The organism is Actinobacillus genomosp. 1 (assembly GCF_029774175.1).
Lineage (GTDB): Bacteria > Pseudomonadota > Gammaproteobacteria > Enterobacterales > Pasteurellaceae > Actinobacillus.
The window spans coordinates 2,073,460-2,082,349 of sequence record NZ_CP103834.1; the positions used below are offsets into that span (position 1 = coordinate 2,073,460).

Annotated in this window: 17 protein-coding genes; all 17 read left to right on the forward strand. The window is 40.4% G+C overall.

Going from position 1 to position 8,890, the window contains the following annotated elements; translation table 11 throughout:
* Positions 1 to 11: 11 nt before the first annotated feature.
* The 17 genes from rplE to rimM all read left to right on the forward strand — a co-directional run bounded on the left by rplE (position 12) and on the right by rimM (position 8,888).
* Positions 12 to 551 (forward strand): 50S ribosomal protein L5, encoded by a 540-nt coding sequence (gene rplE / locus NYR63_RS09735; protein WP_279457331.1) that lies wholly within the window; start codon positions 12 to 14, stop codon positions 549 to 551.
* Between the two features lie 11 nt (positions 552 to 562).
* Positions 563 to 868: a 30S ribosomal protein S14 gene (gene rpsN / locus NYR63_RS09740; protein ID WP_005602614.1), complete on the forward strand. Its 306-nt coding sequence runs from the start codon at positions 563 to 565 to the stop codon at positions 866 to 868.
* Between the two features lie 35 nt (positions 869 to 903).
* Positions 904 to 1,296: a 30S ribosomal protein S8 gene (gene rpsH, locus NYR63_RS09745; protein ID WP_005619408.1), complete on the forward strand. Its 393-nt coding sequence runs from the start codon at positions 904 to 906 to the stop codon at positions 1,294 to 1,296.
* 15 nt (positions 1,297 to 1,311) lie between these two features.
* Positions 1,312 to 1,851 carry a 50S ribosomal protein L6 gene (gene rplF / locus NYR63_RS09750; protein ID WP_279457332.1) on the forward strand — a complete coding sequence of 180 codons (540 nt, stop codon included), beginning with the start codon at positions 1,312 to 1,314 and terminating at the stop codon, positions 1,849 to 1,851.
* Between the two features lie 9 nt (positions 1,852 to 1,860).
* Positions 1,861 to 2,214 (forward strand): 50S ribosomal protein L18, encoded by a 354-nt coding sequence (rplR, locus tag NYR63_RS09755; protein WP_005625149.1) that lies wholly within the window; start codon positions 1,861 to 1,863, stop codon positions 2,212 to 2,214.
* 14 nt (positions 2,215 to 2,228) lie between these two features.
* Positions 2,229 to 2,729, forward strand: coding sequence for a 30S ribosomal protein S5 (gene rpsE / locus NYR63_RS09760; protein ID WP_005625147.1), 501 nt, complete (start codon positions 2,229 to 2,231; stop codon positions 2,727 to 2,729).
* A gap of 6 nt (positions 2,730 to 2,735) precedes the next feature.
* The gene (gene rpmD, locus NYR63_RS09765) at positions 2,736 to 2,915 is read left to right on the forward strand and encodes a 50S ribosomal protein L30 (RefSeq protein WP_005599315.1); all 180 of its coding nucleotides are present in this window, start codon (positions 2,736 to 2,738) and stop codon (positions 2,913 to 2,915) included.
* A gap of 4 nt (positions 2,916 to 2,919) precedes the next feature.
* A complete protein-coding gene (gene rplO / locus NYR63_RS09770) occupies positions 2,920 to 3,354 on the forward strand; it encodes a 50S ribosomal protein L15 (RefSeq protein ID WP_279457333.1) in 435 nt (144 codons plus the stop codon).
* Positions 3,355 to 3,357: 3 nt separating this feature from the next.
* Positions 3,358 to 4,680: a preprotein translocase subunit SecY gene (gene secY, locus NYR63_RS09775; protein WP_279457334.1), complete on the forward strand. Its 1,323-nt coding sequence runs from the start codon at positions 3,358 to 3,360 to the stop codon at positions 4,678 to 4,680.
* Between the two features lie 25 nt (positions 4,681 to 4,705).
* Positions 4,706 to 4,819 (forward strand): 50S ribosomal protein L36, encoded by a 114-nt coding sequence (rpmJ, locus tag NYR63_RS09780; RefSeq protein WP_005599318.1) that lies wholly within the window; start codon positions 4,706 to 4,708, stop codon positions 4,817 to 4,819.
* Positions 4,820 to 4,955: 136 nt separating this feature from the next.
* Complete coding sequence (gene rpsM / locus NYR63_RS09785; protein ID WP_005599322.1) at positions 4,956 to 5,312, forward strand: 30S ribosomal protein S13; 357 nt, start codon at positions 4,956 to 4,958, stop codon at positions 5,310 to 5,312.
* Positions 5,313 to 5,328: 16 nt separating this feature from the next.
* The gene (gene rpsK, locus NYR63_RS09790) at positions 5,329 to 5,718 is read left to right on the forward strand and encodes a 30S ribosomal protein S11 (protein WP_005599323.1); all 390 of its coding nucleotides are present in this window, start codon (positions 5,329 to 5,331) and stop codon (positions 5,716 to 5,718) included.
* Between the two features lie 28 nt (positions 5,719 to 5,746).
* Positions 5,747 to 6,373 carry a 30S ribosomal protein S4 gene (gene rpsD, locus NYR63_RS09795; RefSeq protein WP_279457335.1) on the forward strand — a complete coding sequence of 209 codons (627 nt, stop codon included), beginning with the start codon at positions 5,747 to 5,749 and terminating at the stop codon, positions 6,371 to 6,373.
* Positions 6,374 to 6,437: 64 nt separating this feature from the next.
* Entirely contained in the window at positions 6,438 to 7,427 is a 990-nt protein-coding gene (locus NYR63_RS09800) for a DNA-directed RNA polymerase subunit alpha (protein WP_279457336.1), read from the forward strand.
* A 35-nt stretch (positions 7,428 to 7,462) separates the two neighbouring features.
* The gene (rplQ, locus tag NYR63_RS09805) at positions 7,463 to 7,846 is read left to right on the forward strand and encodes a 50S ribosomal protein L17 (RefSeq protein ID WP_115587763.1); all 384 of its coding nucleotides are present in this window, start codon (positions 7,463 to 7,465) and stop codon (positions 7,844 to 7,846) included.
* 236 nt (positions 7,847 to 8,082) lie between these two features.
* Positions 8,083 to 8,331: a 30S ribosomal protein S16 gene (gene rpsP / locus NYR63_RS09810; RefSeq protein WP_005625134.1), complete on the forward strand. Its 249-nt coding sequence runs from the start codon at positions 8,083 to 8,085 to the stop codon at positions 8,329 to 8,331.
* 29 nt (positions 8,332 to 8,360) lie between these two features.
* The gene (gene rimM, locus NYR63_RS09815) at positions 8,361 to 8,888 is read left to right on the forward strand and encodes a ribosome maturation factor RimM (RefSeq protein WP_279457338.1); all 528 of its coding nucleotides are present in this window, start codon (positions 8,361 to 8,363) and stop codon (positions 8,886 to 8,888) included.
* The last annotated feature ends 2 nt before the right edge of the window (positions 8,889 to 8,890 follow it).

Below are 8,890 nucleotides of genomic sequence, written 5' to 3' on the forward strand. Positions count from 1 at the left end.
GGAGTAATGCGATGGCGAAACTGCATGATTACTACAGAGATCAAGTAGTTAATGAATTAAAAACTAAATTCAACTACTCATCTGTCATGCAAGTCCCACGAATCGAAAAGATAACCCTGAATATGGGTGTGGGTGAAGCATTGACCGATAAAAAACTTTTAGATAACGCAGTAGCGGATCTAACAGCAATTAGCGGTCAGAAACCTTTAATTACTAAAGCACGCAAATCTGTTGCAGGCTTTAAAATCCGTCAGGGATATCCAATCGGATGCAAAGTAACCCTACGTGGTGAACGTATGTGGGAGTTCTTTGAAAGATTGATTACTATCGCTGTTCCACGTATCCGTGACTTCCGCGGTTTAAATGCGAAGTCATTCGATGGTCGTGGTAATTACAGTATGGGTGTTCGTGAACAAATCATTTTCCCAGAAATCGACTATGATAAAGTAGATCGTGTACGTGGTTTAGATATTACTATTACCACAACTGCGAAAAGTGATGAAGAAGGCCAAGCTTTATTAGCGGCTTTCAATTTCCCATTCCGTAAATAAGGTAGGTTATCGTGGCAAAACAATCAATGATTGCACGTGATGTTAAACGTGCTAAATTAGCTGATAAATTCTACGCTAAACGTGAAGAATTAAAGAAAATTATTTCTGATGCAAATTCTTCAGACGAAGATCGTTGGGCGGCAGTGTTAAAATTACAAACACTTCCGCGTGACTCAAGTCCAAGTCGTCAGCGTAACCGTTGCCGCCAAACTGGTCGTCCACACGGTGTACTTCGTAAGTTTGGCTTAAGCCGTATTAAGGTTCGTGAAGCTGCAATGCGCGGTGAAATTCCAGGCCTTAAGAAAGCAAGCTGGTAATACCTCTTTTAATTTGGAATCATGGGAGTAAATACATGAGCATGCAAGATCCAATCGCAGATATGCTGACCCGTATTCGTAACGGTCAAGCTGCGAATAAAGTTGCAATCAGTATGCCTTCATCTAAGTTAAAAGTTGCTATTGCAAGCGTTTTAGCTGAAGAAGGTTATGTTGAGAGCTTCAAAATTGTTGAAGGTTCAAAACCTGAATTGGAAATCACTTTAAAATATTTCCAAAATAAACCAGTTGTAGAAAGTATCCAACGCGTAAGCCGTCCGGGTCTTCGTATTTACAAACGTAAAGACGAATTACCAAAAGTAATGGGTGGTTTAGGTATCGCAGTTGTTTCTACATCTAAAGGTGTAATGACCGACCGTGCAGCGCGTCAAGCGGGTCTCGGCGGTGAAATTATCTGTTACGTAGCATAATAGAGGGTAGGAAGAATGTCTCGTGTTGCAAAAGCACCTGTTAATATTCCTGCCGGTGTTGAAGTAAAACTCAACGGTCAGCTATTAACAGTTAAAGGAAAAAACGGCGAGTTATCTCGTGAAATTCATAATGCAGTTGAAGTAAATCAAGATGCTAACGCATTAACTTTCGCACCACGTGCTGGTGTTGCTAATGCAGATGCTCAAGCAGGTACTGCTCGTGCACTTGTTAATGCTATGGTTATCGGTGTTACTGAAGGCTTTACGAAGAAATTGCAATTAGTCGGTGTTGGTTACAGAGCTCAAATGAAAGGTAACGTAGTTGCTTTGAGCTTAGGTTATTCACACCCGGTTGAACATACGTTGCCAGCTGGCGTAACTGGTGAATGTCCGTCTCAAACAGAAATTATTCTTAAGAGTGCAGACAAACAGTTAATTGGCCAAGTAGCAGCTGATATTCGTGCATATCGCCGTCCAGAGCCTTATAAAGGCAAAGGTGTACGTTACTCTGATGAAGTAGTTCGTACAAAAGAAGCGAAGAAAAAAGTAAAGTAAGGTAACACTATGGATAAGAAAGTAGCTCGTATCCGTCGTGCAAGCCGTGCACGTCATTTAATGAGAGAGCAAGGTGCAACCCGTTTGGTTGTGCATCGCACGCCTCGCCATATTTATGCGCAGGTTATTGCACCTAATGGCTCAGAAGTACTAGCAGCAGCTTCAACTGTTGAGAAAGTAATTAAAGAGCAAGTTAAATATACTGGTAATAAAGACGCAGCTGCAGTAGTTGGTAAATTAGTTGCAGAACGCGCTTTAGCTAAAGGTATTCAAGCAGTTGCATTTGACCGTTCTGGTTTCAAATACCATGGTCGTGTGCAAGTATTGGCAGACGCTGCTCGTGAAGCTGGTCTACAGTTCTAATAGAGGAATTTGAGATGTCAAACATCGAAAAACAAGCTGGTGAACTGCAGGAAAAGCTAATCGCGGTTAACCGTGTATCTAAAACCGTAAAAGGCGGTCGTATCATGAGCTTTACTGCTTTAACAGTAGTAGGCGACGGTAACGGTCGAGTTGGTTTTGGTTACGGTAAAGCACGTGAAGTTCCAGCAGCGATCCAAAAAGCGATGGAAAAAGCTCGTCGCAATATGATTAACGTAGCTTTAAACGAAGGTACATTACAACACCCTGTTAAAGGTTCACACACTGGTTCACGTGTATTCATGCAACCGGCTAGCGAAGGTACTGGTATCATCGCCGGTGGTGCAATGCGTGCTGTGTTAGAAGTAGCGGGTGTTCACAACGTTCTTTCTAAAGCATACGGTTCAACCAACCCAATCAACGTTGTTCGTGCAACAATTGATGCACTTGCAAATATGAAATCACCTGAAATGGTTGCTGCTAAACGTGGTAAAACCGTTGAAGAAATTTTGGGGTAATTGAATATGGCAAAAACAATTAAAGTAACTCAAACTCGTAGCTCTATCGCTCGTTTACCGAAACATAAGGCAACGTTAAAAGGCTTAGGTCTTCGTCATATTCGTCATACAGTTGAATTAATCGATACTCCTGCAGTGCGTGGTATGATTAATCAAGTGTCATATATGGTTAAAGTGGAGGAATAATAGAATGCGTTTAAATTCTCTTTCTCCAGCTGAAGGTGCTAAGCACAGTGCTAAACGTTTAGGTCGTGGTATTGGTTCTGGTTTAGGTAAAACTGGTGGTCGTGGTCATAAAGGTCAAAAATCTCGTACAGGCGGCGGTGTTCGTCGTGGTTTCGAGGGTGGTCAAATGCCTTTATATCGTCGTTTACCAAAATTTGGTTTTACTTCATTAAAATCATTCCGTGTTGCTGAAATTCGTTTAAACGACTTAGCTAAAGTAGATGGTAATGAAGTCACTTTAGAAACACTCAAGGCTGCTAATGTAATTACTAAAGATATCTTATCTGTTAAAGTTATTCTTGCAGGTAAAGTAGAAAAAGCTTTAGTGATTAAAGGCTTACGTGTAACTAAAGGTGCTAAAGCTGCTATCGAAGCTGCTGGCGGTTCTATCGAGGAATAATAGATGGCAAAGCAACCAGGGTACCAAGGTAGTACACAAAAAGGGACTGGCGAGCTTAAATCAAGATTATTATTTGTTTTAGGTGCGTTAATCGTTTTCCGTATCGGTTCTTTTATACCTGTTCCTGGCATTGATGCTTCTGTATTATCCGAATTAGTTCGACAACAGCAAGGCACCATCATTGATATGTTTAATATGTTCTCTGGTGGTGCTTTAAGCCGAGCGTCTATATTTGCGCTAGGTATCATGCCTTATATTTCAGCGTCTATTATTGTTCAATTATTAACTGCGATTCATCCTCCTTTAGCAGAATTGAAAAAGGAAGGTGAAGCGGGACGCCGAAAAATCAGCAAATATACTCGTTATGCTACTTTGTTATTAGCATTTATTCAGTCTATTGGTATTTCTATTGCCCTGCCGAATATGTTACAAGGATTAGTCCCTAATCCGAGTATCTTATTCTATGTAACGTCTGTAATCAGCCTAGTAACGGGAACGATGTTCCTAATGTGGTTAGGCGAACAAATCACTGAACGTGGTATCGGTAACGGTATCTCTCTGATTATCTTTGCAGGTATCGTTGCAGATTTACCGGCGACAATTGGGCAGACAATTGAACAAGCTCGTCAAGGCGAGATTTCTTTACTTGTTTTATTATTAGTAGCTGTAATTGCATTTGCAGTAACATATTTTGTTGTCTTTGTTGAACGCGGACAAAGAAGAATTGTGGTAAATTATGCAAGTCGCCAACAAGGTAGAATGATGGCTCCTGCAAGATCTTCTCATTTACCGTTAAAAGTTAATATGGCAGGTGTAATTCCTGCAATCTTCGCATCAAGTATCATCTTATTCCCTGCAAGTATTACGCAGTGGTTTGGTCAGAGCGAAGGGCTTGAATGGTTATTTGATTTATCACAATTATTACAGCCGGGACAACCTTTATATATTGTGTTATTCACAATGGCGGTAATCTTCTTTGCATTCTTTTATACGGGAATGCAATATAATCCTCGTGATACAGCGGATAATTTGAAGAAATCAGGTGCGTTTGTACCAGGTTATCGACCAGGCGAACAAACATCTCGTTATATTGATAAAGTAATGACACGTTTAACTTTAATCGGTGCGTTGTATATTACTTTTGTTTGTTTGGTTCCTTATATCATTACATCTTTGTGGAAAGTGCCATTCCAATTAGGTGGTACTTCATTATTAATCGTAGTGGTAGTTATTATGGATTTCATCGCACAGATTCAAAGTCATTTAATGTCATTACAATATGACTCTGTGTTGAAGAAAGCCAATTTGAAAGGCTTAGGGCAATAGTCCCTTAGATCAAAAAGGATAAGCAATGAAAGTTCGTGCTTCAGTTAAGAAATTATGCCGTAACTGTAAAGTTGTTAAGCGTGAAGGTGTTGTTCGCGTAATTTGTAGCGATCCTAAACACAAACAACGTCAAGGTTAATTCGTATTCTTTCTTGCAAAGAACCCGCTGAGCAGGTATACTGCTCAGCTCATTCGTCCTGATATACTGTTTGAGTATCCTGAAACGGGCTTTTCAAGATCAGTATATCAATAAACTTAAATAATAGGAGTGCATAGTGGCCCGTATTGCAGGCATTAACATTCCTGATCAAAAACACACTGTAATCGCATTAACTGCAATTTACGGTATCGGTAAGACTCGTGCTAAAGCTATCTGTGCAGCAACGGGTATTGCTGAAGATGTAAAGATCAGAGAATTGTCTGAAGAGCAGATTGAAAAACTGCGTGAAGAAGTTGGTAAATTTACTGTCGAAGGTGATTTACGTCGTGAAGTAACATTAAGCATCAAACGTCTTTTAGACTTAGGTTGCTATCGTGGTTTACGTCATCGTCGTAGTTTACCGGTACGTGGTCAACGTACTAAGACTAATGCGCGTACTCGTAAGGGTCCACGCAAACCGATCAAAAAATAATCGGAGTAGATAAATAATGGCTAAAACACCAGTTCGCGCACGTAAGCGCGTTAAAAAACAGATTGCAGATGGCGTAGCTCATATCCACGCATCTTTCAATAACACAATCGTGACTATTACTGACCGTCAGGGTAATGCTCTTGCATGGGCAACTGCGGGTGGTTCAGGTTTCCGTGGTTCTCGTAAATCAACTCCGTTTGCCGCACAAGTTGCTGCAGAACGTTGTGCTGAAGCTGTTAAAGAATTCGGCTTAAAGAACTTGGAAGTTATGGTTAAAGGTCCGGGTCCAGGTCGTGAATCAACAATCCGTGCATTAAATGCAGCAGGTTTCCGTATCACGAATATTACTGATGTGACTCCGATTCCTCATAACGGTTGTCGTCCACCGAAAAAACGTCGCGTTTAATTGACGTTAGAATAATTGGAGAAAGAAAATGGCAAGATATTTGGGTCCTAAGCTCAAGCTAAGCCGTCGTGAAGGTACTGATTTATTTCTTAAATCAGGCGTTCGTGCGATTGAATCAAAATGTAGAAATCGTCTTGATGTAGCACCTGGTCAGCATGGTGCACGTAAGCCGCGTTTATCTGACTATGGTAGTCAGTTACGTGAAAAACAAAAAGTTCGCCGTATCTATGGTATCTTAGAACGTCAATTCCGTAATTACTATGCAGAAGCTAACCGCTTAAAAGGTAATACCGGTGAGAACTTATTAGTATTATTAGAAGGTCGCTTAGACAACGTAGTTTACCGTATGGGTTTTGCTGCGACTCGTGCTGAAGCACGTCAGCTCGTAAGCCATAAATCTATCGTGGTAAACGGTCGTGTAGTGAATATTCCTTCTTATCAAGTTTCTGTTGATGATGTGGTTGCTGTTCGTGAGAAATCTAAAAAACAAGCACGTATCAAAGCATCATTAGAATTAGCAACTCAACGTGAAAAACCAACTTGGTTAGAAGTTGATGCAACTAAAATGGAAGGTGTATTTAAACGTACTCCTGAACGCTCTGACTTATCAGCAGATATTAACGAACATCTGATCGTTGAGCTTTACTCTAAATAATAGTTAATTTTTAAATTATATTATTAAATTAGTAAATAAAGCTTAAAAACAAAGAGAGGATAAAATGCAGGGTTCTGTGACAGAATTTTTAAAGCCGCACTTAGTGAATATTGAACAAATTAGTTCTACTCACGCAAAAGTGACCTTAGAACCGTTAGAACGTGGTTTTGGCCATACCTTAGGTAACGCACTTCGTCGCATTTTACTTTCGTCTATGCCGGGTTGTGCCGTTACAGAAGTTGAAATTGATGGTGTATTACATGAATACAGCAGCAAAGAAGGCGTACAAGAAGATATTCTTGAAGTATTGTTAAACCTTAAAGGTCTAGCGGTAAAAGTGTCGGGTAAAGATGATATTATCTTGACACTAAATAAGTCTGGAATTGGCCCTGTAACTGCAGCCGACATTACGCATGATGGTGACGTAGAAATTGTAAATCCACACCATGTTATCTGTCATTTAACAGATAAAGACGCAGCGATTAGTATGCGTATTCGTGTTCAACGTGGTCGTGGTTATGTACCAGCATCTGCTCGTGTACATTCTCAAGATGAAGATCGTCCAATCGGTCGTTTATTAGTTGATGCTCGTTTTAGCCCAGTAGATCGCATTGCTTACAATGTGGAAGCTGCTCGTGTTGAACAACGCACAGACTTAGATAAACTCATCATTGAGATGGAAACAAATGGCACAATCGATCCAGAAGAAGCCATTCGTCGGGCTGCTACAATTTTAGCAGAACAGTTAGATGCATTCGTTGATTTACGTGATGTCCGTCAGCCTGAAGTGAAGGAAGAGAAACCGGAATTTGATCCGATTTTACTCCGTCCGGTAGATGATTTAGAGCTGACAGTTCGTTCTGCTAACTGTTTGAAAGCAGAGACAATTCACTATATCGGTGATTTAGTACAGCGTACAGAAGTTGAGTTATTAAAAACACCTAACCTTGGTAAGAAATCACTTACTGAGATTAAGGATGTGCTTGCTTCTCGCGGCTTATCACTGGGTATGCGCCTTGAGAATTGGCCTCCGGCAAGTATTGCTGAAGACTAATTTTAGGTATTAGATTTTCTAAGAAGGAATAGGTTATGCGCCATCGTAAGAGTGGACGTCAATTAAACCGTAACAGCAGCCATCGCCAAGCGATGTTCCGTAATATGGCAAGTGCTTTAATCGGTCATGAGATCATTAAAACAACTTTACCTAAAGCTAAAGAGTTACGTCGTGTAGTTGAACCATTAATTACTTTAGCAAAAGAAGATAGCGTTGCAAATCGTCGCTTAGCTTTTGCTCGTACACGCAACGTAGAAACAGTTGCTAAATTATTCAATGAATTAGGTCCACGTTTTGCACAACGTGCGGGTGGTTATACTCGTATCTTAAAATGTGGTTTCCGTGCAGGCGACAACGCGCCAATGGCTTACATTGAATTAGTTGATCGTCCTGAAGTTGCTGAAGCAGCTGCGGAATAATAGCTTAAATAGCTTATCTAAAAGCCCGAGTTTATCTCGGGCTTTATTTTTCTCAGATAAGTTAGTATTTTATTGTGAATAACGCCCATCTCATAGATCTTTTCTTGTAATTTCGTAGAAAATCAGTATAATTTACCCGCTTTTTCTATCTTAAATTTAGATAATAAAGCACGTTTAGTACCCTCACCTCGAACGAGGGTTTTATTTTTTACTATCAACATTTTTAGAGGAAGGTTATGGTAACCATTCGTTTAACTCGTGGCGGAGCTAAAAAACGCCCATTCTATCAAATCGTGGTAGCAGACAGCCGTTCACCACGTGACGGTCGTTTCATCGAGCGTATCGGTTTCTTCAATCCATTAGCAGCAGGTCAAGCTGAACGTTTACGTTTAGACGTGGCTAAAGTTGATGCTTGGGTTGCTAAAGGTGCTGAACTTTCAGATCGTGTTGCATCTTTAGTGAAAGAAGCTCGTAAAGCGGCTTAATTTCTTATTTTGCAAAGTAGGTGAGTAGTATGAGCGAACAAAAAATTGAAGTTGTCGGAAAACTAGGGGCAACCTATGGGATTCGTGGCTGGTTACGCCTCTATTCATCAACTGAAGAAACTGAAAGCATTTTCGATTATCAGCCTTGGTTCTTAAAAATTAAGGGGCAATGGCAACCGATCGAATTAGAAAGTTGGCGTTACCACAGCAATGATTTGATTGTGAAATTAAAAGGTACCGACGACCGTGAGAGCGCACAGTTATTGACGAATGCCGAAATCGGCGTAGATTTATCTGTGTTTCCTGAATTGGAGGAAGGGGATTATTACTGGCACGATTTAATCGGTTGCCAAGTTGTAAACCTTGAAGGATATACCATGGGTGTTGTAACCGAATTGATGGAAACGGGTTCAAATGATGTTTTGGTTGTACGCGCTAACAGTAAAGATGCTTTCGGTAAGCAAGAACGATTAATTCCGTTCTTATATGAACAAGTAGTTAAAAGAGTAGATCTCGCCACTAAAACAATTACGGTGGATTGGGACGCTGGTTTCTAACC

Excerpts from the sequence above, each read along its gene's own strand:
- rplE (WP_279457331.1), top strand. The coding sequence starts at position 12 with ATGGCGAAACTGCATGATTACTACAGAGATCAAGTAGTTAATGAATTA.
- rpsH (WP_005619408.1), top strand. The coding sequence starts at position 904 with ATGAGCATGCAAGATCCAATCGCAGATATGCTGACCCGTATTCGTAAC.
- rplF (WP_279457332.1), top strand. The coding sequence starts at position 1,312 with ATGTCTCGTGTTGCAAAAGCACCTGTTAATATTCCTGCCGGTGTTGAA.
- rplR (WP_005625149.1), top strand. The coding sequence starts at position 1,861 with ATGGATAAGAAAGTAGCTCGTATCCGTCGTGCAAGCCGTGCACGTCAT.
- rpsE (WP_005625147.1), top strand. The coding sequence starts at position 2,229 with ATGTCAAACATCGAAAAACAAGCTGGTGAACTGCAGGAAAAGCTAATC.
- rpmD (WP_005599315.1), top strand. The coding sequence starts at position 2,736 with ATGGCAAAAACAATTAAAGTAACTCAAACTCGTAGCTCTATCGCTCGT.
- rplO (WP_279457333.1), top strand. The coding sequence starts at position 2,920 with ATGCGTTTAAATTCTCTTTCTCCAGCTGAAGGTGCTAAGCACAGTGCT.
- secY (WP_279457334.1), top strand. The coding sequence starts at position 3,358 with ATGGCAAAGCAACCAGGGTACCAAGGTAGTACACAAAAAGGGACTGGC.
- rpmJ (WP_005599318.1), top strand. The coding sequence starts at position 4,706 with ATGAAAGTTCGTGCTTCAGTTAAGAAATTATGCCGTAACTGTAAAGTT.
- rpsK (WP_005599323.1), top strand. The coding sequence starts at position 5,329 with ATGGCTAAAACACCAGTTCGCGCACGTAAGCGCGTTAAAAAACAGATT.
- rpsD (WP_279457335.1), top strand. The coding sequence starts at position 5,747 with ATGGCAAGATATTTGGGTCCTAAGCTCAAGCTAAGCCGTCGTGAAGGT.
- NYR63_RS09800 (WP_279457336.1), top strand. The coding sequence starts at position 6,438 with ATGCAGGGTTCTGTGACAGAATTTTTAAAGCCGCACTTAGTGAATATT.
- rplQ (WP_115587763.1), top strand. The coding sequence starts at position 7,463 with ATGCGCCATCGTAAGAGTGGACGTCAATTAAACCGTAACAGCAGCCAT.
- rpsP (WP_005625134.1), top strand. The coding sequence starts at position 8,083 with ATGGTAACCATTCGTTTAACTCGTGGCGGAGCTAAAAAACGCCCATTC.
- rimM (WP_279457338.1), top strand. The coding sequence starts at position 8,361 with ATGAGCGAACAAAAAATTGAAGTTGTCGGAAAACTAGGGGCAACCTAT.